Source organism: Streptomyces sp. NBC_00075, from assembly GCF_045041225.1.
In the GTDB taxonomy this organism is placed as follows: Bacteria; Actinomycetota; Actinomycetes; order Streptomycetales; family Streptomycetaceae; genus Streptomyces; species Streptomyces adonidis.
This window is the reverse complement of sequence record NZ_CP108243.1, coordinates 6790651-6816501: the sequence shown is the minus strand read 5'-3', so window position 1 is coordinate 6816501 and position 25851 is coordinate 6790651. Positions and strand designations below refer to the sequence as shown.

Below are 25851 nucleotides of genomic sequence, written 5' to 3'. Positions count from 1 at the left end.
AGCGCCCCGACAGCGCCCGGAAACGCCGACGGCCCGCCGGACATCCGACGAGCCGTCACAACGAAACCACCCGAGAGCCCCCGCAAGACCACCGCGGACACCGAGCACAGCGGAGGAAACCTCTCACCCCGGATACACCGGAGCCGACCCCTCCTTGACCAGCTTCTGCCACTTGGACCCCGCCATCAGCCGCACGATCCCGTCCTCCTCCGAGTACGCCACCAGCGGCAGCCGCTCGTCCTCGGCCGCGGCGATGGCCTTCACGCCGGTCAGCGCGGTCGGCGCGGACCCCACCGGCGTCGAGCCGTCGACCTGCACGTATGCCATCTGCTGGACGCCTCGCTGCTCACGCCCCACCACCACGAGCCGACTGTCACCGGCCCACGACATGGCGGTGACCTCCTCCAACTGCGGTGTCACGGAGTGCAGTTCGAGAACCGACACGACCGACTGCTCCCCGGCCTTCTGTCCCGCCGCCTGCCCCGACTTCGCCGCCTCGTCCGACGTCTCCGCCGAGCGCTCGTCCCGCTCGATCCGCCCGATGTAGAGCGAACGCAGGCCGTCCTTCTCCACGATGAGCGCGATCCGCACCCCGTCGGCGGCCACCCGTACCGCCTCGATGCGCCCGTCGAGCCCCGGGGTCTTCACCTCCAGCGGCTCACCCGCGCCCTTCTTCAGGAGCAGCAGCCGGGGCTTCGCAGGGTTGCGGTCGGCCACCCAGAGGTCGCCGTCGCCGTCCCAGCTGGGTGTGGTCAGCCGGTCTTCCTTGGTGGCGCCCTGGCTGGTCAGCACCGGCTCGCCGAGCGATCCGCCGGACACCAGCGACCCCACGTACAGCGAGGTTCCGTCCAGCGAGACCCCGGCCGCGCTGTCCTCGTCGCGCGAGACCGCAGCGGACCGCAGCTGCTTCTCCCCCTCGCCGAGCGCGCCCGGCACCGGGGAGACCTTGTCGTCGGGGTCGGGGTTCCCGCCGGCCACGCGTACGAGGCGGTGCTTGCCGTCGATGAAGTACTGGTAGTCGGGACTCTGCACCGCGACGCGCGCGGCGACGATCTCGGCCCGGTCCTTGTCGAGGAAGCACAGCTGGGTGCCGTTGGAGCGCTGTAGCGCGACCTCCTCGACACCGGTGGGGGTGAGGTCCTGGAGGGTGTAGAGGAGCTGGGCCGCCATCTCGGTGCACTTGGCGGACCCGACCCGGCTCGCCTTGTCGTTGAGCGGCACCGTCAGCCGGTTCTGGTCGTCGGGGGTCAGCGAGGTGACGCCCTTCTTGAGCGCCGTACCCGTCGGGAAACTCGACCGGACGACCGGCCCCAGCCAGCGTGAGGGCCCTTCGAGCAGCGAACTCACCGTCTGCGTCATCGGGTCGACCTTCTTGCGGACGTAGACCGGATCGGCGACGGACACGGGCTGCCCGGCCGGCTCCGACGGCGTGTTCGACGCGAAGTAGTACTTATTGACGGAGGTGTAGTTGCGCAGGAAGTCCGACTTGCCCATGACGATGCCCTGCGGCAGCTCGTCGATGCGCCACTGCCCGCTCTTCTTCTCGCGCGTCAGGTGCAGGGTCTCCCGGTACTGCCCGTCGGCGGGTTCGTACGACTGCCGGGAGTCCAGCGTGGCGAACCTGCCGCCGGTCAGCGTGAACGCGTAGGAGTCGATCCCGTCCTCCCGGCTGCCCACGGGGACCTGGCCCGTACTGGGCCCGCCGCCGAGCACCGTGGTGGACAGGTCGGGCCGCCAGTTCTTGGCCGCGCTCGGGGTCAGGTACTTGCGTGCCGTCTCATAGTGCGGATCGTCGCTGGTCAGCGCCTCCAGGAAGCCCTGGACGATCTCCACCGGCTGGGCGTTCTCGTGGGGCGGCAGGGCGAAGACCCGCACCTGGGCGTCCTGCCGGGGCGTGGACTCGACCCCGCGCAGATCCCCGCTGTCGGGCATCGAGGCGCATCCGGCCAGCAGTACGGCGCCACAGGCGGCGTACACCACCGCGCGAGCCGTTCCCCGCCGCCGACCGTCCCGCTCGCGGTCAGGGCCCACGAAATGCCTCCCCTTGCTCGTCCACACGCGCTGACCCGGCATCCGAGGACACCGTGTCCGAGGACGGCGACTCCGATCCGGGCTCCGTACCGGAAGTACCGTCCCGCCGCGCGCCGCCGGCCGGGCGCGGCACCACGCGCGCGCCGTTGCCGGGCAGCGCCGTGGGGTCGGCGGTCGGGGCCATGGCGGCGAGCCGCGGCGCTATCGGCCGCTGCTCGGCGGCCGCCGTCTGCACCGGCACCGTGGCGAGCTTGTCGCCCCCGGCGTACGGCAGACCCGCCTCGCCCAGTCCCCGATGACGCCGTGAGTCCTTGGGCTCCAGCGGTATCGGTGAGCCCCGCAGGGGCTCGTCGGCGGTCCGCGGCAGCGTCAGCCGGAACTGGGAGCCACCGCCCGGCTCGCCCCACGCCTGCAACCAGCCGCCGTGCAGCCGCGCGTCCTCCAGCGCGATGGACAGGCCGAGGCCCGTCCCGCCGGTGGTACGCGCGCGTGCCGGGTCGGCCCGCCAGAAGCGGCTGAAGACCCGGGTCGCCTCACCGGGCTTGAGCCCGACCCCGTAGTCCCGTACGGCCACCGCGACCGCACCGCCCGCGGCGGCCAGCTTCACGATGACGTCATTGCCCTCGCCGTGCTCCACGGCGTTGACGACGAGGTTGCGCAGTACCCGCTCCACGCGCCGCGCGTCCGCCTCGGCCACGACAGGCTGCTGATCGCCGACGACCCGTACTGTCGTCCCCTTGCGCTCGGCCAGCGGCTCGGCACCGCTCACCACCCGCCGTACGACCTCCCTGAGGTCTATCGGTTCGGCCTCCAGCGCCGCCGCGCCCGCGTCGAACCGGCTGATCTCCAGCAGATCCGCGAGCAGCGTCTCGAACCGGTCCAGCTGGTCGGCGAGCAGTTCGGCCGACCGCGCGGTGATGGGATCGAAGTCCACGCGCGCGTCATGGATGACATCGGCGGCCATCCGTACGGTCGTCAGCGGCGTCCGCAGCTCGTGCGACACGTCGGACACGAACCGGCGCTGCATCCGCGACAGGTCCTCCAGCTGCTGGATCTTCAGCTGGAGATTCTGCGCCATCTTGTTGAAGGCCTCGCCGAGCCGCGCGATGTCGTCCTCGCCGGTGACCTTCATCCGCTCCTGAAGCCGCCCGGCGGACAGCCGCTCGGCGATCCCGGCCGCCATCCGCACCGGCGTCACGACCTGCCGCACCACGAGCCAGGCGATGGCCCCCAGGAGTACGACGACGAACAGTCCGGCCGTCGCCAGCGTCCCCTTGACCAGGCTCAGCGACTTCTCCTCCTGCGTGAGCGGGAAGAGGTAGTACAGCTGGTACGGATCCCCGTTCGGGTCGTCGACCTGCTTGCCGATGATCAGCGCGGGCTGCGACTCGCTGCCGTTGGTGTAGGTGATGCGGGTGTAGCTCTGGGCCATCAGGTTGTTGTCGTCGGCCCGGTCGCGCAGCGCGTCCGGCACGCTCGCCGTCGGGTCCACCCCGCCGGAGGCACGCGGGCCGCGTCCGCCGCCGCTGTCGTCGCCGGCCTGACCGACCGGGAGCGTCACGACGTCGAAGGCGCCCTGGCCGCCGCTGGAGAGGGACTCCACCAGGTCGCTCATCCATTGGATGACGTTCTGCGCGGGGCGGCCGTCCGCAGCGGACCCGTCGTCCCCGCCGGCGCTGGCCGCCGTGTCCGCCTTCTGCTTGGCCGCCGCGAATCCACCCGCGGCCTGGCTCTGCGAGGCCTTCACCTTGGCGTCAAGGAGGCCGTTGCGCACCTGCCCGATCACGACGAAGCCGAGCAGCAGGACGACACCCAGCGACATCAGCAGCGTCGTGGCGACGACCTTGAGCTGGATGTTGCGCCGCCACAGCCGCATGACGGGGAGCAGCGGCCGGCGCACCCAGCGCATGAACAGCCGAAGGACCGGGCTGCCCTGGACACCGCCCTGGAGCAGCCCGCCCTCGAAGAACTGCCGCCGGCCGGAGCCGGCCTTTCTCGCCTTCTGCCGGCCGACAGGCCGCTCCGCGCGCCCCCCGGAACGCCCGGGGGCCGAAGCGGCACTGTCCCCGGACATGTCAGCTCGGTCCGGCCTTGTAACCGACGCCACGGACGGTCACCACGATCTCCGGCCGCTCCGGGTCCTTCTCGACCTTGGAGCGCAGCCGCTGCACATGCACGTTGACCAGGCGGGTGTCCGCCGCGTGGCGGTACCCCCAGACCTGCTCGAGCAGCACCTCACGCGTGAACACCTGCCAGGGCTTGCGCGCGAGCGCGACCAGCAGGTCGAACTCCAGCGGCGTCAACGCGATCGACTGCCCGTCCCGCTTCACAGAGTGACCGGCGACATCGATGACGAGGTCACCTATGGCCAGCTGCTCGGGCGCCGGTTCCTCCGACCGCCGCAGCCGCGCCCGGATCCGGGCGACCAGCTCCTTTGGCTTGAACGGCTTCACGATGTAGTCATCGGCACCCGACTCCAGGCCCACGACGACGTCGACGGTGTCGCTCTTGGCCGTGAGCATCACGATCGGTACCCCGGACTCCGCCCTGATCAGGCGGCACACCTCGATACCGTCCCGACCGGGAAGCATCAGGTCCAGGAGCACCAGATCGGGCTTGGACTCACGGAAAGCGGCCAGCGCCTTGTCGCCGTCGGCTACGAAAGACGGCTCAAAACCTTCACCACGCAACACGATGCCGAGCATCTCGGCCAGTGCTGTGTCGTCATCGACGACAAGGACTCGTCCCTTCATAAACGACATCATCCCATTAACTAAATCGTTACCTGGCGTGACCTGTCACACAGCTCAGCAAGCGCCTCAGCCGTCACGGGCGAAACAGCACCCGCTTCGGTGACGATCGCCGTCACCAACTCGGGAGGCGTCACATCGAACGCCGGGTTGTACGCCTGGGTTCCCAAGGGTGCCACCGGTATCCCGCCTCCCGCTTCCGCTCCCGCCACCGGCACCTGAGGTGCGGCGATCTCCGTCACCTCATGTCCGGCACGCTGTTCCACCTCTATGGACGCCCCGTCGGGGGTGTCCGGATCCACCGTCGTCACCGGTGCCACCACGATGAACGGCACGTGGTGGTACCTGGCCAGCACGGCGAGCGGGTAGCTCCCCACCTTGTTCGCCACCGATCCGTCGGCCGCGATCCGATCGGCCCCGATCAGTACCGCGTCCACCTCCCCTGCGGCGAACAGCGAGCCCGCCGCGTTGTCCGTGAGCAAGGTGTACGCCATTCCGCTGCGCGCCGCCTCATACGCCGTCAGGCGAGCACCTTGCAGCAACGGGCGCGTTTCGTCCACCCAGAGCCTGCGCAGCCGCCCCGCCCGGTGCGCCGCCAGCGCCACCGCGAACGCCGTTCCCTCACCGCCCGACACCAGCGACCCGGTGTTGCAGTGCGTGAGCACCCGGTGTCCGCCGCCGGGCAGCAACTCGTCCAGCAGCGCCAGCCCGTGCACGGCCATCCGCGCGCTGGCCTCGGCGTCCTCCCGGTGCAGCGCCCGCGCCGCGACCAGCGCCGCGATGGCTGCCTGATCCCGGTCACCGCTCCTGGCCAGCTCCGCCCGGTACGCGCCCTGCGCCCTGCGCACCCCGACAGCGAGGTTCACGGCGGTCGGCCGGGCCTGCGCCAGCGCGACGGCCGCCTCGTCCACGTCGAAGCCGCGAGCGGCGGCGAGCGCGACCCCGTACGCCCCCGCGATACCGAGCAGCGGCGCCCCGCGCACGGCCAGCGAACGGATCGCCGCCACCAGCGCGGGCGCGTCCGTGCAGACCAGTTCGACCTCCTCGGCCGGCAGTCTCGTCTGATCGAGAAGGACCAGCACCGGGCCTTCGGGAGGTTCGTCCCAGCGGATCGCCGGTATCTCGGTGGGCCGGTTGTCCTCGCGGGATTGCGCGTACTGATCAGCCATCCGCCCAGTCTGCCCTCTGCACGTCGGACAATTGAAGGTGTCCAGCCCATACGGGGGCCGATCCCCGCGTGCCCTCCCCATGGCACGATGGCTGCCAACCTGCCGCGAACGCGGACGGGCACCGTGAAGGAGCGACGATGAACGACACTCCGGGCTGGGCCTCGCCCGGATCCGCCCCCTCCGACGGGCGGCAGCCCGACGCGTCCGCCCCCGCCGACCGCCCCGGCCCCGCGGAACCCGCGGACCAGCCGCGCCAGGACCCGACCGGCCCCGGCCCGAAGTGGTCCCAGGAACAGCCGCCACCCGCCCAGTGGTCCGCTCCCACCGGCCCCCAGAACCCCGGCCAGGCCCCGCCGCCCCCGCCACCGCCGCCCGGCCAGGGCTGGGGCGGCCAGTACCCCGGTGCCCCCGGTGGATACGGCGGCCCCGCAGGCCCGGGAGGGTACGGCGGATACGGCCCGCCGCCCGGCAGCCACCCCGGCTGGGGCGGCAACTGGGGCGGCCCCCCGCCCGCGGCCAAGCCCGGCGTGATCCCGCTGCGCCCCCTCGGCGTCGGCGAGATCCTCGACGGCGCCGTCTCCACCATGCGCGCCTACTGGCGCACCGTGCTGGGCATCTCGCTCACCGTCGCGGTCGTCACGGAGATCTTCGCGATCCTCCTCCAGGGCTTCGTCCTGGACGACAGCACGAGCACCGCCGCCCTCAACGACACGAGCGCGAGCGTCGACGAGCTGAGCCGCGCCATGGGGGACGCCCTCCTCGGCTCCGGCCTCCTCTTCGTGATCTCCATGATCGGCACCGTCATCGCGACGGCCCTGCTCACGACCGTGACCAGCCGCGCCGTGCTCGGCAAGCCGGTCACCATCGGCGAGGCCTGGCGGGACGCCCGCCCGCAGGTCCCGAAGCTGTTCGGCCTCATCTTCCTGCTGCTGCTCATCGTCGTCGCGGTCTTCGCCGTCGGCATCGCCCCGGGCGTCCTCGTGGCTGTCGCGGGTTCGGAGGGCGGCGGCGCGGCACTCGCCGTCCTGGGCGGCCTCGGCGCGGGCGTCGTCGCCCTGTGGCTGATGATCCGCTTCTCCCTGGCCTCGCCCGCGCTGATGCTGGAGAAGCAGAGCATCACGAAGTCGATGAGCCGTTCCGCGAAGCTCGTCAGCGGCTCCTGGTGGCGGGTCTTCGGCATCCAGCTGCTCGCCACGGTCATCGCGGGCGTCGTCGCGTCCATCGTCGTCCTCCCGTTCACCTTCGTCGCCGCGGCCATGACCGGAGACGGCATCAGCGGCTTCCTCGACGGCACGGGCGGCCTCGGCTGGACGTTTCTCGTCGTCAGCGGCATCGGCTCGGTGATCGGCTCCATGATCACCTTCCCGATCACCGCGGGCGTGACCGTGCTCCTCTACATCGACCACCGCATCCGCCGCGAGGCCCTCGACCTCGACCTGGCCCGCGCCGCCGGCGTCCAGGGCTACGGCTCCGGCGCCCCGGGCACCACCCCGGGGAGCTGATGCGGTGATCCTGACGGGGGGATTTCTCACCACGGTGCCGGCCCTGCCGCCCACCGCCGAAGCGGCCGTACGAGCCCTGCTGCGCGCCGGCGACACCGCCGTACTGTCACTGGCGGCCGACGAGCCGCCGGTGACGATCCCGCGTGATCCCGCGCGGGAGGCGGCCCGGCGCGAGTTGTCCAAGCGCATGTACCACGAGAACGACCCCGGGGTGCTGCAACGGGCCATGGACGCCTTCTGGGACTGGCTCGGCAGGCTGTTCACCGCGGCCTCGACCGCGACCCCCGGAGGAGTCCTCGGGCTGGTGGTCGTCCTCCTGGCCGTCGTCGCCGTGATCGGCGCCCTGTGGTGGCGCCTCGGCTCCCCGCGCCCCGGCCCCACCTCCGCCGCCGCGCTCTTCGACGACCGCCCCCGCAGCGCCGCCGAACACCGCGCAGCCGCCGAGGCACACGCGGCCCAGGGCCGCTGGAACCAGGCCGTCCAGGAACGCATGCGTGCCGTCGTCCGCGCCCTGGAGGAACGCGCGCTGCTCGACGCCCGCCCCGGCCGCACCGCCGACGAGGCGGCCGCCGAAGCGGGCCGCACCCTGCCCGCGCACACCGACCGCCTGCGCACCGCGGCCCGGGACTTCGACGACGTGACGTACGGCGGACGCACCGCGACCCCGCAGACGTACCGCCGCCTCACCGGACTCGACGACGACCTGACGCGCACGAAACCGGCCCTCGCGACCAGCAGCAGCACGCCCGGAACGGCCCACAACGCCCGCCAGGGAGCCGCCGAATGAGCACCGAGGCCACGCTCCCCGCCTCCACCTCGGCCTCGCCCACCGCCCGCCAGGTGTGGACCCGCGCGCGAGGCGTCGTACTCGGCGTCGCTCTCCTCCTCGTGGGCGCCGTGGCGATCGCCGTGATCAACTCCGGCACCCAGCGCGGCAGCCTCGACCCGCGCTCCACCGACCCTCGCGGCAGCCGCGCCGTCGCCGAACTCCTCGCCGACCGGGGCGTGTCCACGCGCGTGGTCACCACGCTCGCCCAGGCAGGCGCCGCGGCCGACGCCGACACCACCCTCCTGGTCGCGGCCCCCGACCTGCTGACCGACCGTCAACAACGGCAACTGCACACGGCGACGGAGAACTCCGGCGGACGCACGCTCCTGATCGCCCCCAGCAGCCCGTCCGTCGGAACACTCGCTCCCGGCGTCACCGCCGACCCCGCGATCAGCTTCGACTCGGAGCTGTCCCCGGACTGCGCCCTGCCCGCCGCCCAACGAGCGGGCACCGCGGACACGGGCGGCTTCCGCTACGACACCACCGCCGGCGACGCCGACACCTGCTACCCGAGCAACGGTCTCCCCACCCTCGTACGCGTCCCGACAGCCACCGGAGACGGCGACACCGTCGTGCTCGGCGCCCCCGACATCCTCTACAACGACCGTCTCGACGAGCACGGCAACGCCTCGCTCGCCCTCCAACTGCTCGGTTCCCGCCCCCACTTGGTCTGGTACCTCCCCTCGCTCTCCGACGACTCGCTCACCGACTCCGGCGAACGCGACTTCTTCGACCTGCTCCCCTCGGGCTGGCTCTGGGGCACCGTGCAGCTCTTCGTCGCCGCGGTCCTGGCCGCCCTCTGGCGGGCACGCCGGCTCGGCCCCCTCGTACCCGAACGACTCCCCGTGGCGATCCGCGCCTCCGAGACCGTCGAAGGCCGCGCCCGCCTCTACCGCAAGACCAACGCCCGCGACCGCGCGGCAGGCGCTCTTCGCTCCACCACCCGCACTCGCCTCGCCCCCCTCGTAGGCGTCCCCGTCACCCAGGCGCACACGCCCGAGTCCTTGCTCCCCGCCCTGTCCGCCCAGCTCCAGAACCACAGCGACGGACAGGCCCTGCACACCCTCCTCTTCGGCCCGCCGCCCGGTGACGACGCAGCCCTCATCTCCCTCGCCGACCAACTCGACGCCCTCGAAAGAGAGGTACGCCGTCCATGATGGACCCGACCACTGACAACGCCGGGATCACCGGGGACCCGGGCACCGCCCGGGCCTCCCTGGAAGCCCTGCGCGCCGAGATCGCCAAAGCCGTGGTCGGCCAGGACCCCGCCGTGACCGGCCTCGTCGTCGCCCTCCTCTGCCGCGGACACGTCCTCCTCGAAGGCGTCCCCGGAGTGGCCAAGACGTTGCTCGTCCGGGCACTCGCCTCCGCACTCGAACTCGACACCAAGCGCGTCCAGTTCACCCCGGACCTGATGCCGAGCGACATCACCGGCTCCCTCGTCTACGACACGCGCAGCGCGGAGTTCTCCTTCCAGCCGGGCCCGGTCTTCACCAACCTCCTCCTCGCGGACGAGATCAACCGCACGCCCCCGAAGACCCAGTCGTCCCTCCTGGAAGCCATGGAGGAACGCCAGGTGACGGTCGACGGCACCCCGCGCCCCCTCCCCGACCCGTTCCTGGTCGCGGCCACCCAGAACCCGGTCGAGTACGAGGGCACGTACCCGCTCCCCGAAGCCCAGTTGGACCGTTTCCTCCTCAAGCTCACAATCCCCCTCCCGTCCCGCCAGGACGAGATCGACGTCCTCACCCGCCACGCAGAGGGCTTCAACCCTCGCGACCTGCGCGCCGCCGGCATACGCCCCGTGGCGGGCCCGAAGGACCTGGAGGCGGCCCGCGCGGCCGTCGCGAAAACAACGATCTCCCCCGAGATCACCGCCTACGTCGTCGACATCTGCCGCGCGACCCGCGAGTCACCGTCCTTCACGCTCGGCGTCTCCCCCCGAGGCGCCACGGCCCTCCTCGCGACGTCCCGCGCCTGGGCCTGGCTGACCGGCCGCGACTACGTCATCCCCGACGACGTCAAGGCGCTGGCCCTCCCGACCCTCCGCCACCGCGTGCAGCTACGCCCGGAGGCCGAGATGGAAGGCGTGACGGCAGACTCCGTCATCAACGCGATCCTCGCCCACGTCCCCGTCCCCCGCTGATGGCACTCACCGGCCGCGCCGCCCTCCTGGCGGCCCTGGGCTCGATCCCCATCGGCATCTGGGACCCCAGCTGGACAGGCATCCTCGCCGTGAACGCCCCCCTGGCCTTCGCGTGCGCCTGCGACTACGCCCTGGCGGCCCCCGTACGCCGTCTCGGCCTCACCCGCTCCGGCGACACCTCCGCACGCCTGGGCGAACCGGCGGACGTCACCCTCACGATCACCAACCCCTCCGGCCGCCCGCTCCGCGCCCGCGTACGCGACGCGTGGCCCCCGAGCAGCTGGCAGCCCGGCACCGAGGTAGAGGCTTCCCGCCACCGCCTGACAGTCCCTTCCGGCGAACGCCGCCGCATCACCACCCGCCTGCGCCCCACCCGCCGAGGCGACCGCAAGGCCGACCGCGTGACGATCCGCTCGTACGGCCCCCTGGGCCTCCTCGCCCGCCAGGGCAGCCACCAGGTCCCCTGGACGGTACGGGTCCTCCCCCCGTTCACCAGCCGCAAGCACCTCCCCTCGAAGCTCGCCCGCCTGCGCGAACTCGACGGCCGCACCAGCGTCCTGACCCGCGGCGAAGGCACGGAATTCGACAGCCTGCGCGAGTACGTCCCCGGCGACGACACCCGTTCCATCGACTGGCGCGCCACAGCCCGCCAATCGACGGTCGCGGTACGCACCTGGCGCCCCGAACGGGACCGCCACATCCTCCTGGTCCTCGACACCGGCCGTACGTCGGCGGGCCGCGTGGGCGACGCACCCCGCCTCGACGCCTCCATGGACGCGGCCCTCCTCCTCGCAGCCCTGGCCTCCCGCGCCGGCGACCGCGTGGACCTCCTCGCGTACGACCGCCGAGTACGCGCCCTGGCCCAGGGCCGCGCCGCAGCGGACGTCCTCCCGTCCCTGGTCAACGCGATGGCCACCCTGGAACCCGAACTCATGGAAACGGACGCCCGAGGCCTCGCGGCCACCACACTCCGTACGGCCCCCAGACGCTCCCTGATCGTCCTGCTGACCAGCCTGGACACGGCCCCCATCGAGGAGGGCCTGCTCCCCGTGCTCCCTCAGCTGACCCAGCGCCACACAGTCCTCCTGGCCTCGGTGGCAGACCCCCACATCGCTGCCATGGCAACAGCCCGAGGAAACACAGAAGCGGTGTACGAGGCCGCAGCCGCCGCCCAGGCGCAAACGGAACGCCATCGAACCGCCGAGCAACTCCGCCGCCACGGCGTCACGGTCGTCGACGCGACACCGGACGACCTGGCGCCGGCACTGGCGGACGCATATCTGGCTCTGAAGGCGGCAGGCCGCCTCTGAATAGTTTCTCTCCTCCAATTCCATCCGAATTCGGAGGAGAGACAACGCAAAAAAGCCCCGTACCGGTATCCCCGGTACGGGGCTTTTCTCAATATTTGTTCGGCGGTGTCCTACTCTCCCACAGGGTCCCCCCTGCAGTACCATCGGCGCTGTAAGGCTTAGCTTCCGGGTTCGGAATGTAACCGGGCGTTTCCCTCACGCTATGACCACCGAAACACGGTGAAACACATCAACCGCACCATCACCCGTGACCTGGGTGTGGGGTTGTTCGTGGTTTCAGAACCAACACAGTGGACGCGAGCAACTGAGGACAAGCCCTCGGCCTATTAGTACCAGTCACCTCCACCCGTTACCGGGCTTCCAGATCTGGCCTATCAACCCAGTCGTCTACTGGGAGCCTTAACCCCTCAAAGGGGTGGGAACACTCATCTCGAAGCAGGCTTCCCGCTTAGATGCTTTCAGCGGTTATCCCTCCCGAACGTAGCCAACCAGCCATGCCCTTGGCAGAACAACTGGCACACCAGAGGTTCGTCCGTCCCGGTCCTCTCGTACTAGGGACAGCCCTTCACAATGTTCCTGCGCGCGCAGCGGATAGGGACCGAACTGTCTCACGACGTTCTAAACCCAGCTCGCGTACCGCTTTAATGGGCGAACAGCCCAACCCTTGGGACCGACTCCAGCCCCAGGATGCGACGAGCCGACATCGAGGTGCCAAACCATCCCGTCGATATGGACTCTTGGGGAAGATCAGCCTGTTATCCCCGGGGTACCTTTTATCCGTTGAGCGACGGCGCTTCCACAAGCCACCGCCGGATCACTAGTCCCGACTTTCGTCCCTGCTCGACCCGTCGGTCTCACAGTCAAGCTCCCTTGTGCACTTACACTCAACACCTGATTGCCAACCAGGCTGAGGGAACCTTTGGGCGCCTCCGTTACTCTTTAGGAGGCAACCGCCCCAGTTAAACTACCCATCAGACACTGTCCCTGATCCGGATCACGGACCCAGGTTAGACATCCAGCACGACCAGACTGGTATTTCAACGACGACTCCCACCGAACTGGCGTCCGATGATCAAAGTCTCCCAGCTATCCTACACAAGCCGAACCGAACACCAATATCAAACTGTAGTAAAGGTCCCGGGGTCTTTCCGTCCTGCTGCGCGAAACGAGCATCTTTACTCGTAGTGCAATTTCACCGGGCCTATGGTTGAGACAGTCGAGAAGTCGTTACGCCATTCGTGCAGGTCGGAACTTACCCGACAAGGAATTTCGCTACCTTAGGATGGTTATAGTTACCACCGCCGTTTACTGGCGCTTAAGTTCTCAGCTTCGCCACCCCGAAGAGTGACTAACCGGTCCCCTTAACGTTCCAGCACCGGGCAGGCGTCAGTCCGTATACATCGCCTTACGGCTTCGCACGGACCTGTGTTTTTAGTAAACAGTCGCTTCTCGCTGGTCTCTGCGGCCACCCCCAGCTCATGAAGTAAATTCAATCACCGGTGATGGCCCCCTTCTCCCGAAGTTACGGGGGCATTTTGCCGAGTTCCTTAACCATAGTTCACCCGAACGCCTCGGTATTCTCTACCTGACCACCTGAGTCGGTTTAGGGTACGGGCCGCCATGAAACTCGCTAGAGGCTTTTCTCGACAGCATAGGATCATCCACTTCACCACAATCGGCTCGGCATCAGGTCTCAGACTATGTGTGATCCGGATTTGCCTAGACCACGTCCTACACCCTTACCCCGGGACAACCACCGCCCGGGATGGACTACCTTCCTGCGTCACCCCATCACTCACCTACTACAGATCTGGTTCGCCGGCTCCACCACTTTCCATTCCCCGAAGGGTCCGGAACGGCTTCACGGACTTAGCATCGCCTGGTTCGATGTTTGACGCTTCACAGCGGGTACCGGAATATCAACCGGTTATCCATCGACTACGCCTGTCGGCCTCGCCTTAGGTCCCGACTTACCCTGGGCAGATCAGCTTGACCCAGGAACCCTTAGTCAATCGGCGCACACGTTTCCCACGTGTGTATCGCTACTCATGCCTGCATTCTCACTCGTAAACCGTCCACGACTGGCTTCCGCCGCCGCTTCACCCGGCATACGACGCTCCCCTACCCATCCACACACCCGTTGGGGCTGTTGTATGAATGACACGACTTCGGCGGTACGCTTGAGCCCCGCTACATTGTCGGCGCGGAATCACTAGACCAGTGAGCTATTACGCACTCTTTCAAGGGTGGCTGCTTCTAAGCCAACCTCCTGGTTGTCTCTGCGACTCCACATCCTTTCCCACTTAGCGTACGCTTAGGGGCCTTAGTCGATGCTCTGGGCTGTTTCCCTCTCGACCATGGAGCTTATCCCCCACAGTCTCACTGCCGCGCTCTCACTTACCGGCATTCGGAGTTTGGCTAAGGTCAGTAACCCGGTAGGGCCCATCGCCTATCCAGTGCTCTACCTCCGGCAAGAAACACACGACGCTGCACCTAAATGCATTTCGGGGAGAACCAGCTATCACGGAGTTTGATTGGCCTTTCACCCCTAACCACAGGTCATCCCCCAGGTTTTCAACCCTGGTGGGTTCGGTCCTCCACGAAGTCTTACCTCCGCTTCAACCTGCCCATGGCTAGATCACTCCGCTTCGGGTCTTGAGCGCGCTACTAAAACGCCCTATTCGGACTCGCTTTCGCTACGGCTTCCCCACACGGGTTAACCTCGCAACACACCGCAAACTCGCAGGCTCATTCTTCAAAAGGCACGCAGTCACGACGCACTGAGTAAACTCAATGCGCGACGCTCCCACGGCTTGTAGGCACACGGTTTCAGGTACTATTTCACTCCGCTCCCGCGGTACTTTTCACCATTCCCTCACGGTACTATCCGCTATCGGTCACCAGGGAATATTTAGGCTTAACGGGTGGTCCCGCCAGATTCACACGGGATTTCTCGGGCCCCGTGCTACTTGGGTGTCTCTCAAACGAGCCGTCAATGTTTCGACTACGGGGGTCTTACCCTCTACGCCGGACCTTTCGCATGTCCTTCGCCTACATCAACGGTTTCTGACTCGTCTCACAGCCGGCAGACTGTGAAAGAGAGATCCCACAACCCCGCATACGCAACCCCTGCCGGGTCTCACACGTAAACGGTTTGGCCTCATCCGGTTTCGCTCGCCACTACTCCCGGAATCACGGTTGTTTTCTCTTCCTGCGGGTACTGAGATGTTTCACTTCCCCGCGTTCCCTCCACACACCCTATGTGTTCAGATGTGGGTGACAGCCCATGACGACTGCCGGGTTTCCCCATTCGGAAACCCCCGGATCAAAGCCTGGTTGACGACTCCCCGGGGACTATCGTGGCCTCCCACGTCCTTCATCGGTTCCTGGTGCCAAGGCATCCACCGTGCGCCCTTAAAAACTTGGCCACAGATGCTCGCGTCCACTGTGCAGTTCTCAAACAACGACCAACCACCCGTCACAACCCACCAGAGCGGATTTTTACCGGGGTCGGCACTGAAGGCAGCCAAACGGCCATACCCTCAGACACCCAACAGCGTGCCCGACCATGTCCCGCCCGGAGATCATGCTTTCCACGCCCTCTTGCGAGAGCAGTACTTGCAAGCCTCCGACCCGTGAACCCGGCCGAATAATCAACGTTCCACCCATGAGCAACCACCGTCGAACGTGTGCCGACGTAATGGCCCTGGACGCCGACTCCGAAGAGCTGGCGCCTAGATGCTCCTTAGAAAGGAGGTGATCCAGCCGCACCTTCCGGTACGGCTACCTTGTTACGACTTCGTCCCAATCGCCAGTCCCACCTTCGACAGCTCCCTCCCCGTAAGGGGTTGGGCCACCGGCTTCGGGTGTTACCGACTTTCGTGACGTGACGGGCGGTGTGTACAAGGCCCGGGAACGTATTCACCGCAGCAATGCTGATCTGCGATTACTAGCAACTCCGACTTCATGGGGTCGAGTTGCAGACCCCAATCCGAACTGAGACCGGCTTTTTGAGATTCGCTCCGCCTCACGGCATCGCAGCTCATTGTACCGGCCATTGTAGCACGTGTGCAGCCCAAGACATAAGGGGCATGATGACTTGACGTCGTCCCCACCTTCCTCCGAGTTGACCCCGGCAGTCTCCTGTGAGTCCCCAACCCTCCGAAGAGGTTGCTGGCAACACAGAACAAGGGTTGCGCTCGTTGCGGGACTTAACCCAACATCTCACGACACGAGCTGACGACAGCCATGCACCACCTGTACACCGACCACAAGGGGGCGACCATCTCTGGCCGTTTCCGGTGTATGTCAAGCCTTGGTAAGGTTCTTCGCGTTGCGTCGAATTAAGCCACATGCTCCGCTGCTTGTGCGGGCCCCCGTCAATTCCTTTGAGTTTTAGCCTTGCGGCCGTACTCCCCAGGCGGGGAACTTAATGCGTTAGCTGCGGCACCGACGACGTGGAATGTCGCCAACACCTAGTTCCCACCGTTTACGGCGTGGACTACCAGGGTATCTAATCCTGTTCGCTCCCCACGCTTTCGCTCCTCAGCGTCAGTAATGGCCCAGAGATCCGCCTTCGCCACCGGTGTTCCTCCTGATATCTGCGCATTTCACCGCTACACCAGGAATTCCGATCTCCCCTACCACACTCTAGTCTGCCCGTATCGAATGCAGACCCGGGGTTAAGCCCCGGGCTTTCACATCCGACGCGACAGACCGCCTACGAGCTCTTTACGCCCAATAATTCCGGACAACGCTTGCGCCCTACGTATTACCGCGGCTGCTGGCACGTAGTTAGCCGGCGCTTCTTCTGCAGGTACCGTCACTTGCGCTTCTTCCCTGCTGAAAGAGGTTTACAACCCGAAGGCCGTCATCCCTCACGCGGCGTCGCTGCATCAGGCTTGCGCCCATTGTGCAATATTCCCCACTGCTGCCTCCCGTAGGAGTCTGGGCCGTGTCTCAGTCCCAGTGTGGCCGGTCGCCCTCTCAGGCCGGCTACCCGTCGTCGCCTTGGTGAGCCACTACCTCACCAACAAGCTGATAGGCCGCGGGCTCATCCTGCACCGCCGGAGCTTTCAACCCCCACCCATGCGAGCAGAAGTATCATCCGGTATTAGACCCCGTTTCCAGGGCTTGTCCCAGAGTGCAGGGCAGATTGCCCACGTGTTACTCACCCGTTCGCCACTAATCCCCACCGAAGTGGTTCATCGTTCGACTTGCATGTGTTAAGCACGCCGCCAGCGTTCGTCCTGAGCCAGGATCAAACTCTCCGTGAATGTTCACCGGTAATCCGGTTGACACCACGAGAGCGGAACAGTCAGGCGGAATAAGCCCGACCGTTCACAGCGTCCTCGCTGTGTTGTATTACTTCAAAGGAACCTCGACCACCACGAATGTGATGGACGGGGTATCAACATATCTGGCGTTGATTTTTGGCACGCTGTTGAGTTCTCAAGGAACGGACGCTTCCTTCGTACTCACCCTCTCGGGCTTTCCTCCGGGCAGTTTCCCTTCGGTCTTGCGTTTCCAACCTTACCAGACTGTTTTCCGTTCCGTTTCCGGTCGGGATTTTGATCCAGTAGCCGTTGGAGGGCTTTTGCCTATTCGATTGCCTTCCGGCTCTCTTTCGGCGAGTCCGACTTTATCAGAAGTTTTTGGCCGGACTTACCGGCCGCTCATTCCTGAGGTAATCGGGAAGTGGTCCTCAAGAATCCAAGTCCTCGAGAAACCCATAGATTTTCACTGTCGCCACCGAGCCTGTCCGGCTCTAGGCAACTGTTCTAATCTACCTCCCCACTCCCTCCGCGTCAACGGCTCTTGTGGGGCGAAGAGGAGACTAGCAGCCCCGCCGGTGTGTCCGCACATCAGGCAGCCGTGGGTACGACGGCACTGCGCTCGACCGCGTCGAGGTCGCCCGTCTCGCCGGCGCGTGCCGCGCGACCGCCGAGGACATAGACGTACGCGAGGAAGGCCACTTCGGCGACGACCCCGATCGTGATGCGGGCCCAGGTGGGCAGGCCCGACGGGGTGACGAAGCCTTCTATGGCGCCCGAGACGAAGAGGACCAGGGCCAGGCCTATCACCATGCCCAGGGCTGCTCGTCCCTCCTCGGCGAGTGCCGTGCGGCGGGAGCGCGGCCCCGGGTCGATGACGGTCCAGCCGAGGCGCAGACCCGTACCCGCGGCCACGAAGACGGCGGTCAGTTCCAGGAGGCCGTGCGGGAGGATCAGGCCGAGGAAGGTGTCGAGGCGGCCGGCCGATGACATCAGGCCGATGCCGACGCCCACGTTGAGCATGTTCTGGAAGAGGATCAAGACGACCGGGAAGCAGAGGAAGATTCCCAGGACCAGGCACATCGCGGCGGCCTGGGCGTTGTTCGTCCACACCTGGGCGGCGAAGGACGCGGCGGGATGGCTGGAGTAGTACGTCTCGTACTGGCCACCGGGGCGGGTGAGCTCGCGCAGTTCGTCGGGCGCCGCTATGGAGGACTGCACCTCGGGGTGGGTGCCTATCCACCAACCCAGGAGGATCGCCACCGCCGTGGAGATGAGCGCGGCGGGGACCCACCAATGGCGTGATCGGTAGACCGCCGCGGGGAAACCGTGGGTGAGGAAGCGGGTGACGTCGCGCCAGGAGGCGCGGCGGGTTCCTGTCACGGCGCTACGCGCGCGTGCCACGAGTTGGCTGAGCCGACCCGTCAGCTGGGGGTCGGGGGCGCTCGACTGGATCAGCGAGAGGTGGGTGGCCGTGCGTTGGTAGAGGAAGACGAGTTCGTCCACCTCGGCTCCGGTGAGACTGCGCTGGCGGCGCAGCAGTGCGTCCAGGCGGTCCCACTCGGCGCGGTGGGCGGAGACGAAGACGTCGAGGTCCATCGTTTTGCCTGCTCCTCGGCTGTTCGTCGACTGCGCGTCGTGGGTGTCGGCTTGTCGTACTGCGGCGCGATGCCCCTTCAGCTTGGCAGACTGGCGGTTCCAGGGGCAGGTCAGGTGAAGGGCGGCAGGCGTGAGTGAGCTGGTTACGGGCGAGGCGGTGACGCTGGAGCTACGTCCCGCGAAACTGCCCAGCAGGGCGCTGGCCGTGTTGCTCGATCTTGTTGTGGTCGGGTTGGTCTACACCGTCGTGACCATTGTTCTGGTCATATCCACGGCTTCGCTGGACGAGGCGGCGCAGTTCGCGCTCTCCATCGCCGCGTTCATTCTGGTGCTGGTGGGTGCGCCGATCGCGGTGGAGACGCTCAGCCATGGGCGTTCGCTCGGCAAGATGGCCTGCGGGCTGCGGGTGGTGCGGGACGACGGTGGTCCGATCCGGTTCCGGCACGCGCTGGTGCGGGGTGCGGTCGGTGTGGTCGAGATTCTGATGACGTTCGGTGTGGTGGCCTGTATCGCCTCGCTCGTCTCGGCGCGGGGCCGACGGATCGGTGATGTCGTCGCGGGCACGCTCGTCGTACGGGAGCGGGTGCCCGTCGGTCGGACCGCCTTCGTTCCTCCCCCGCCGCCCTGGCTGTCCGGACGGTTCGCGGAACTCGATCTGTCGGCCGTGCCCGACGGGCTGTGGCTGGCCGTACGTCAGTACCTGACGCGTATGGGGCAGCTGGATCCGCAGGTGGGCTGGGCCATGGCCGAACGGCTCGCCTCGGACGTGGCGGCGTGTACGGGGACTGCGGCGCCGCACGATGTTCCGCCGGCGGCCTATCTGGCGGCCGTGGTGCAGGAGCGGCAGGTGCGGGAGGCTCGGCGGGCGTTTAGGAGCGGGGCGGCTGTCGGCGGGCACGGGGTGCCTGGTCCGTTCGGGCCTCCGGTTCGGCCTCAGGCGCCGGCTGCGGCTCCGTATCCACCCGCCGCCGTCCCCCTCCCCGTCCCGGTCACCGAAGCTGCGCCGCAGGACCCTGCTGCCGAGCACCGCCCCTCCGGTGGGTTCGCGCCGCCTGCCTAGTCGGAGAACGCCGACGGCGGGGACTCGAGGTGTTCCAGCTCGATGCCCGGTGCGGCCAGGACCACGTCGCCGGTGATGTGCACGGCGTGCTGTTCGCCGGTGTCCAGGGCTGTGACCTGGTATTCGTCCACGGTCAGGGGGCCGTTGTCAGTGGCGTGTGCTTCTCTCTTCAGCAAGGCCCAGGACTGGTCCACGGTGCGTGGGGCGAGGACCGGGTCCGTGAGGGCCACCAGGCGTACGCGGGTTGCTGAGGAGGAGGGAGTGAGGCGCAGGAGGCGGGCGGTGGCGATGAGGAACGCGGGGGATGTGCCGGTGAAGGCGTGGGCACGGACGTTGCCTTCGGTGGCGTGGGTTCCGGTGGGGTCGGTGCGGACCCAGGTGACGCCGTCCAGGGCGGCGCCGCGGACCTGCCAGCTCGACGCGTGGAGTTCGAGGCGGATGGGGCGGCCCAGGTCGTCGAGGGTGAGGTCGACGGAGCCGGTGTGGTCGCCCGAGGGGGCGGTCAGCTGGGAGACGTAGCGCCAGCCGGAGGGGCCGGGGGCGCAGTGGAAGTGTTCTTCTGCGAGGGGGGTGTGGTCGTGCGGATCGTGGAGCGAATAACGGCCGCGGGGCATGGGGATCCTGGGTGTTCTCGGGCTGTTCCTTGAGCCTCGCAATGGGACAGGCCCCCGGCACGGGGGTGCGGGGGCCTGTCTCGGGGCGATGGACCTGCTGGTGGTGAGCGTGTCGGTGCACTGACGTGCTCACCACCGGCGGGGTGTCGGCTCAGTAGCGGTAGTGGTCCGGCTTGTACGGGCCCTCGACCTCGACGCCGATGTACGAGGCCTGCTCGGGGCGGAGCGTCGTCAGCTTCACGCCGAGCGCGTCGAGGTGGAGGCGGGCGACCTTCTCGTCGAGGTGCTTGGGCAGCACGTAGACGTCGGTCGGGTACTCGTCGGGCTTGGTGAACAGCTCGATCTGGGCCAGGGTCTGGTCCGCGAAGGAGTTGGACATGACGAACGACGGGTGACCGGTGGCGTTGCCCAGGTTCAGCAGGCGGCCCTCCGACAGCACGATGAGGACCTTGCCGTCGGGGAACTTCCAGGTGTGGACCTGCGGCTTGACCTCGTCCTTGACGATGCCCGGGATCTTGGCCAGGCCGGCCATGTCGATCTCGTTGTCGAAGTGGCCGATGTTGCCGACGATCGCCTGGTGCTTCATCTTGGCCATGTCGGCGGCCATGATGATGTCCTTGTTGCCGGTCGTGGTGATGAAGATGTCGGCCTTGTCGACGACGTCGTCGAGGGTCGCGACCTGGTAGCCGTCCATGGCCGCCTGGAGCGCGCAGATCGGGTCGATCTCGGTGACGATCACGCGGGCGCCCTGGCCGCGCAGGGACTCCGCGCAGCCCTTGCCCACGTCGCCGTAGCCGAAGACGACCGCGGTCTTGCCGCCGATGAGGACGTCAGTGGCACGGTTGATGCCGTCGATCAGGGAGTGGCGGCAGCCGTACTTGTTGTCGAACTTCGACTTGGTGACGGCGTCGTTGACGTTGATCGCCGGGAACAGGAGGGCGCCGTCGCGCTGCATCTCGTACAGGCGGTGGACGCCGGTCGTGGTCTCCTCGGTCACGCCGCGGATCTCCGAGGCGAGCTGGGTCCACTTCTGCGAGCCGTCGGTGATGGTGCGGTCGAGCAGTTCGAGGACGACGCGGTGCTCGTCGGACTCGGCGGTGTCGGCCGAGGGGACCTTGCCTGCCTTCTCGTACTCGACGCCCTTGTGGACGAGCATGGTGGCGTCGCCGCCGTCGTCCAGGATCATGTTGGGGCCGCCGCTGGGGGTGTTCGGCCAGGTCAGGGCCTGCTCCGTGCACCACCAGTACTCTTCCAGGGTCTCGCCCTTCCAGGCGAAGACCGGGATGCCCTGGGGGTTCTCGGGCGTGCCGTTCGGGCCGACCGCGATGGCGGCTGCGGCGTGATCCTGGGTGGAGAAGATGTTGCAGGAGACCCAGCGGACCTCGGCGCCGAGGGCGACCAGGGTCTCGATCAGGACGGCGGTCTGCACGGTCATGTGCAGCGAGCCCATGATGCGGGCGCCGGCCAGCGGCTGGCTGGCGGCGAACTCCTTGCGGATGGACATCAGGCCGGGCATCTCGTGCTCGGCGAGGGTGATCTCCTTGCGGCCGAACTCGGCCAGGGAGAGGTCTGCGACCTTGAAGTCCTGTCGGGCGTCGACAGTCGTCATTACGGGCTGCTCCTCAAGGGTGGGGCGAGGTGGGTACGGCTGGTCTGCGCGGCAGCGGACACAGGTGTGCCCGAGGAGGGCACAGGCATGCCCGAGTACGCGCAGCGCAGTCCGTCGGAGGCCCTCTCTCCCTCGGCCGGTCCGCGAGGGGACCGACCGACCGCCATCAGCAGCGACGTCTGGCTCCGTCCCAAGCTACACCTGTAGGCCCGGCCGTCCCCAGTCCGCCTGCGAACACATCAGGACAGATCAAGCCCGAAGGGAAGGGATCTCAGTGGGCGGCGGGCGCAGTCGGGCCGCCCGGAGTCGCCTCGCGGTCGGAGCCCTTGGCGGCTTCCGTCTCGCTGTAGATGTCCGGTTCCAGGTAGATGACGCGGGCGATCGGGACGGCGGCGCGGATACGGGACTCGGCGGCGTTGATCGCGGTGGCCACCTCGGCGGCGGTGTCGTCGTGCTGGACGGCGATCTTGGCGGCGACGAGGAGTTCCTCGGGGCCGAGGTGGAGCGTGCGCATGTGGATGATGCCGGTGACGGTGTCGCCGTCGACGATCGCCTTCTCGATCGCCACGACCGCTTCCGCGCCCGCGGCCTCGCCCAGCAGCAGGGACTTGGTCTCCACGGCGAGCACCAGGGCGATCACGATGAGCAGGATGCCGATGCAGAGGGTGCCGATGCCGTCCCAGACGCCGTCGCCGGTGGCGAGGGCGAGGCCGACGCCGCCGAGTGCCAGGATCAGGCCGACGAGCGCGCCGAGGTCCTCCAGGAGGACGACGGGCAGCTCGGGGGCCTTGGCGTGGCGGACGAAGTCCTTCCAGGACTGCTGGCCGCGCAGCGGGTTGGACTCGTTGATGGCCGTACGGAAGGAGAAGCTCTCGGCGATGATCGCGAAGACGAGGACGCCCACCGGCCAGTACCAGTGCTCGATCTCGTGCGGGTGCTTGATCTTCTCGTAGCCCTCGTAGATCGCGAACATGCCGCCGACCGAGAAGAGCACGATGGAGACGAGGAAGGCGTAGATGTAGCGCTCGCGGCCGTAGCCGAAGGGGTGTTGCGGGGTCGCCTCGCGCTGGGCTTTCTTGCCGCCGAGGAGGAGCAGGCCCTGGTTGCCGGAGTCGGCGAGCGAGTGCACGGACTCCGCGAGCATCGACGACGAACCGCTGAAGAGGAACGCCACGAACTTCGCTGCCGCGATCGCGAGGTTGGCGCCGAGTGCCGCCACGATCGCCTTGGTGCCGCCTGACGCGCTCATGTGTTCGCGTTGTCCCTTCAGTACGTACGCTGTCCCGGGCTTTGCCCGCCCTTTGCCGGTGGGCCATTGTTGCAGCCCGCTCCGACAACGACGCGCCTGGTGGTGTCAGACGACGACCGTCGCCCGGAACACCGTGCCGGGGCCGGACAGTTCGGCCTTGTCGTTCGCCGGTACGAAGACCGACCGGCCGGGGGCGAGTTCGATGTCTCCTGTGCGGACCGAGCCTGCCGTGCAGAGCAGGATCTGCGGGGTCGGGAGGGTGAGGTCGCGGGCGGGGGTGTTCTCCGGGAGGACGTACCGGGAGAGGCGGAACTCGTCGATGGGGGTGTCGTAGACCTCTTCGCCGTCGGGGGACGCCTCCGGGCGCAGTACGCCGGGGTCGCTCGCCTCGAAGCGGACGATGCGCAGGAGTTCGGGGACGTCGACGTGCTTGGGGGTCAGTCCGCAGCGCAGGACGTTGTCGGAGTTGGCCATGATCTCGACGCCGAGGCCGTTGAGGTAGGCGTGCGGGATGCCGGCGCCGAGGAACAGGGCCTCGCCGGGCTGGAGTCGGACGTGGTTGAGGAGCATCGCGGCGATGACGCCGGGGTCGCCGGGGTAGTGGTGGGCGATGTCCGCGTAGGGCGCGTAGTCGCCGCCGAGGCGGGCGCAGGCGGTCGCGGCCTCGGTGACCGTGCGGGCCATGTCCTCGCGGTCGGCGCTGAGTACGGCCGTCAGGACCTCGCGCAGCGCCGCCTCCTCGGGGTGGGCGCGCAGCAGGTCGACGTACGGCTTGAGGGAGTCGACGTCCAGGGCCGCGAGGAGGTCGGCGGCCTGCGAGGGGTCGCGGAAGCCACACAGGCCGTCGAACTCGGTGAGGGCGCAGATCAGTTCGGGCTTGTGGTTGGCGTCCTTGTAGTTGCGGTGCCCGGCGTCCACCGGGATCCCGCGGCGCTCCTCGTCCTCGTAACCCTCTTTCGCCTGGGCGAGGTTGGGGTGGACCTGGAGGGAGAGGGGGGCGCCGGCCGCGAGGATCTTGAGGAGGAAGGGCAGGCGGGGGCCGAACTTGGCGACGGCCGCCGTGCCGAGTTCGCCCTGCGGGTCGGCGTCGATGACCTCGACGAGTGTGCCGCGTCCGGTGCGCGAGGGGGCGCCGGGGTGGGCGCCCATCCACATCTCCGCCTGCGGTTCGCCGGTCGGCTCGGTGCCGAGGAGCGCCGGGATGGCGGTGGTGGAACCCCAGGCGTAGGGGCGGATGGTGTTGTCGAGGCGGTCCATAGCGGTCTTTCTGCGTGCGGGAGGTATGAGGCGGGCGGGAAGGGGGCGGGGCGGTGGTCAGGTGGGGGGGGTTCGGGGGCTGTTGTGGCGGTTCCCTGGTGTCAGGTTCCTGCCGCCAGCGCCAGGTACACCGCCGCGAAGTCCGTGGTGGCGATCAGTTCCGCCAGGTTCTCCAACTCGGCGCCGTCCTCCGGTTCGAGTTCGCTGATCGCCGTGTCGTGGCCGAGGGCGAGTTCGCGGGCGGCGGGGGCGGCGCTGAGGCCGCCGGTCGGGCGGTCGCGGAGGAGCACCACGCGCGCGTGCAGGGCCGGTGCCTCGTTCACGCGGTCGCGGAAGAAGTCGTCGGGGTCGGCGCCCGCGGCGAGTCGGCTCGCGAGCAGGGCTCCGTGCGCGGCGAGCGCCTCGGGGAGTTCGGCGGCGAGCGCGGGGCGGCCGGCGAGTTCGGCGAGGGCGGCGGCGAAACGACGGCCCGCAGGCCCGGCCGACGTGCCCTCCGTCCAGATCACCGGGAGTGTGTCCGCGAGTTCGGCGGCGAGGGTCTTGGCCGGATTGCTGTACGTCGCGATGGCCGGGCCGCACCGTTCGGCGATGTGGTCGAGGCGGTCCGCGACCTTCTCCAGGGCGTCCGGCGGGGCGGTGAGCAGGCCGGTGCGGTCGAGGAGGGCGAGCAGCGGGGTGAGCAGCGCCCACAGGACGCCGGGGGCGGATGCGGCGAGCGGCTGGTCCGCCTCCTCCTGCTCGTACGGGGCGGTCGCCATCCGGATGAACAGGCCGTGGGCCGCGCCCTGCACCGTCTCGGAGAGCGGGGTGCCTGCGGGCGCTACGGCGACGACCGTGCAGCCTCGGCGGTACGCCTGTTCGGCGAGCAGGGACAGGCCCGGTTCGGTGCCGTCGGGGGTGGCGATCAGGAGCAGGTCCACTGAGCCGGCCCAGCCCGGCAGCTCCCAGCGCAGGGCGCCTGCCGCGGGGGCGACGCCGGTGGGGGCCAGGCGGGTGACGGGGGTGGTGGCGCCGGCGAGGGTGCCGAGGAGGTCGGCGACGCAGGTCGCGGCGGCTCCTGGGCCCGCGATGAGGACGGCGCGGGGGCGGCCGTCCGGTTTCAGGTCGTTGATGCCTGCCTCGGCCGCGTGGCGGGCGGCTGTGCGGACGCGGGCGCCTGCTTCGGCGGCTCCGCGGAGGAGGCCGCGGTGGTCTGCTTCCGCCAACGCCTCGGGGGCGTCGAGCAGCGATTCGTCGAGCATGGGTGGCACCTCCGATCGCCGGGGCGGGGTTACGCGGGGCGTCGGGCCTCGTCGACGAGCAGTACGGGGATTCCGTCCCGGACGGGGTATGCCAGGCCGCAGTCCTGGCCTGTGCAGATCAGCTCGGCGTCCTGCTCCTTGAGGGGAGCGTGGCAGGCCGGGCAGGCGAGGATCTCCAGGAGGCCGGCTTCGAGCGGCATGTGGTGTCCCTT

General features: G+C 68.3%; 17 protein-coding genes and 3 rRNA genes. 6 read left to right on the top strand and 14 right to left on the bottom strand.

The annotated features are described in order from the left end of the window. Positions 1–123: 123 nt before the first annotated feature. The 4 genes from OG787_RS29785 to mtnA are packed head-to-tail and all read right to left on the bottom strand — an operon-like array spanning position 124 to position 5950. A complete protein-coding gene (locus tag OG787_RS29785) occupies positions 124–2031 on the bottom strand; it encodes an LpqB family beta-propeller domain-containing protein (RefSeq protein WP_405537128.1) in 1908 nt (635 codons plus the stop codon). Next, entirely contained in the window at positions 2021–4105 is a 2085-nt protein-coding gene (gene mtrB / locus OG787_RS29780) for an MtrAB system histidine kinase MtrB (protein WP_405537127.1), read from the bottom strand. Before mtrB ends, OG787_RS29785 begins: the two co-directional genes overlap by 11 nt. Position 4106: 1 nt before the next feature. Continuing rightward, entirely contained in the window at positions 4107–4796 is a 690-nt protein-coding gene (gene mtrA / locus OG787_RS29775; protein ID WP_187284748.1) for a two-component system response regulator MtrA, read from the bottom strand. A gap of 8 nt (positions 4797–4804) precedes the next feature. Continuing rightward, complete coding sequence (gene mtnA, locus OG787_RS29770; RefSeq protein WP_369037053.1) at positions 4805–5950, bottom strand: S-methyl-5-thioribose-1-phosphate isomerase; 1146 nt, start codon at positions 5948–5950, stop codon at positions 4805–4807. Between the two features lie 137 nt (positions 5951–6087). Between mtnA and OG787_RS29765 the strand changes: the two genes are divergently transcribed. Genes OG787_RS29765 through OG787_RS29745 form a run of 5 tightly spaced genes read left to right on the top strand, consistent with a single transcriptional unit; the run spans position 6088 to position 11737 of the window. After that, entirely contained in the window at positions 6088–7452 is a 1365-nt protein-coding gene (locus tag OG787_RS29765; RefSeq protein ID WP_405537126.1) for a glycerophosphoryl diester phosphodiesterase membrane domain-containing protein, read from the top strand. 4 nt (positions 7453–7456) lie between these two features. Continuing rightward, on the top strand, positions 7457–8239 hold the full coding sequence (locus OG787_RS29760) for a DUF4129 domain-containing protein (protein ID WP_369037055.1): 783 nt from the start codon (positions 7457–7459) through the stop codon (positions 8237–8239). Continuing rightward, on the top strand, positions 8236–9438 hold the full coding sequence (locus OG787_RS29755) for a DUF4350 domain-containing protein (protein ID WP_405537125.1): 1203 nt from the start codon (positions 8236–8238) through the stop codon (positions 9436–9438). Before OG787_RS29760 ends, OG787_RS29755 begins: the two co-directional genes overlap by 4 nt. Next, positions 9438–10427, top strand: a complete 990-nt coding sequence (locus tag OG787_RS29750; RefSeq protein WP_369037057.1) for an AAA family ATPase — start codon at positions 9438–9440, stop codon at positions 10425–10427. Before OG787_RS29755 ends, OG787_RS29750 begins: the two co-directional genes overlap by 1 nt. Beyond that, positions 10427–11737: a DUF58 domain-containing protein gene (locus tag OG787_RS29745; RefSeq protein WP_405537123.1), complete on the top strand. Its 1311-nt coding sequence runs from the start codon at positions 10427–10429 to the stop codon at positions 11735–11737. The genes OG787_RS29750 and OG787_RS29745 overlap by 1 nt, the downstream gene beginning before the upstream one ends. A gap of 97 nt (positions 11738–11834) precedes the next feature. Here OG787_RS29745 and rrf read toward each other — a convergent pair. The 4 genes from rrf to OG787_RS29725 all read right to left on the bottom strand — a co-directional run bounded on the left by rrf (position 11835) and on the right by OG787_RS29725 (position 18609). Then, positions 11835–11951 (bottom strand): 5S ribosomal RNA (rrf, locus tag OG787_RS29740). Between the two features lie 92 nt (positions 11952–12043). Further along, positions 12044–15165, bottom strand: a 23S ribosomal RNA gene (locus OG787_RS29735). Between the two features lie 321 nt (positions 15166–15486). After that, positions 15487–17013 (bottom strand): 16S ribosomal RNA (locus tag OG787_RS29730). Together the 16S, 23S and 5S rRNA genes form the textbook arrangement of a ribosomal RNA operon. A gap of 588 nt (positions 17014–17601) precedes the next feature. Further along, positions 17602–18609: a stage II sporulation protein M gene (locus tag OG787_RS29725; RefSeq protein ID WP_405537122.1), complete on the bottom strand. Its 1008-nt coding sequence runs from the start codon at positions 18607–18609 to the stop codon at positions 17602–17604. A 130-nt stretch (positions 18610–18739) separates the two neighbouring features. Here OG787_RS29725 and OG787_RS29720 point away from each other — a divergent pair, with 130 nt between their 5' ends. After that, a complete protein-coding gene (locus OG787_RS29720; protein ID WP_405537120.1) occupies positions 18740–19669 on the top strand; it encodes an RDD family protein in 930 nt (309 codons plus the stop codon). Here the strand turns inward: OG787_RS29720 and OG787_RS29715 are convergent. The 6 genes from OG787_RS29715 to OG787_RS29690 form a co-directional block, all read right to left on the bottom strand. Next, the gene (locus tag OG787_RS29715; protein WP_369037945.1) at positions 19666–20283 is read right to left on the bottom strand and encodes a hypothetical protein; all 618 of its coding nucleotides are present in this window, start codon (positions 20281–20283) and stop codon (positions 19666–19668) included. The two genes, OG787_RS29720 and OG787_RS29715, sit on opposite strands and share 4 nt — an antisense overlap. A 151-nt stretch (positions 20284–20434) precedes the next feature. Then, complete coding sequence (gene ahcY / locus OG787_RS29710) at positions 20435–21892, bottom strand: adenosylhomocysteinase (protein WP_405537118.1); 1458 nt, start codon at positions 21890–21892, stop codon at positions 20435–20437. 271 nt (positions 21893–22163) lie between these two features. After that, positions 22164–23141, bottom strand: coding sequence for a cation diffusion facilitator family transporter (locus tag OG787_RS29705; protein WP_369037170.1), 978 nt, complete (start codon positions 23139–23141; stop codon positions 22164–22166). A gap of 105 nt (positions 23142–23246) precedes the next feature. After that, entirely contained in the window at positions 23247–24398 is a 1152-nt protein-coding gene (manA, locus tag OG787_RS29700; protein ID WP_405537117.1) for a mannose-6-phosphate isomerase, class I, read from the bottom strand. A 101-nt stretch (positions 24399–24499) separates the two neighbouring features. Further along, a complete protein-coding gene (locus OG787_RS29695) occupies positions 24500–25639 on the bottom strand; it encodes an SIS domain-containing protein (RefSeq protein ID WP_405537116.1) in 1140 nt (379 codons plus the stop codon). Positions 25640–25668: 29 nt separating this feature from the next. After that, the gene (locus OG787_RS29690) at positions 25669–25839 is read right to left on the bottom strand and encodes a Trm112 family protein (protein ID WP_020940431.1); all 171 of its coding nucleotides are present in this window, start codon (positions 25837–25839) and stop codon (positions 25669–25671) included. Between the last annotated feature and the right edge of the window lie 12 nt (positions 25840–25851).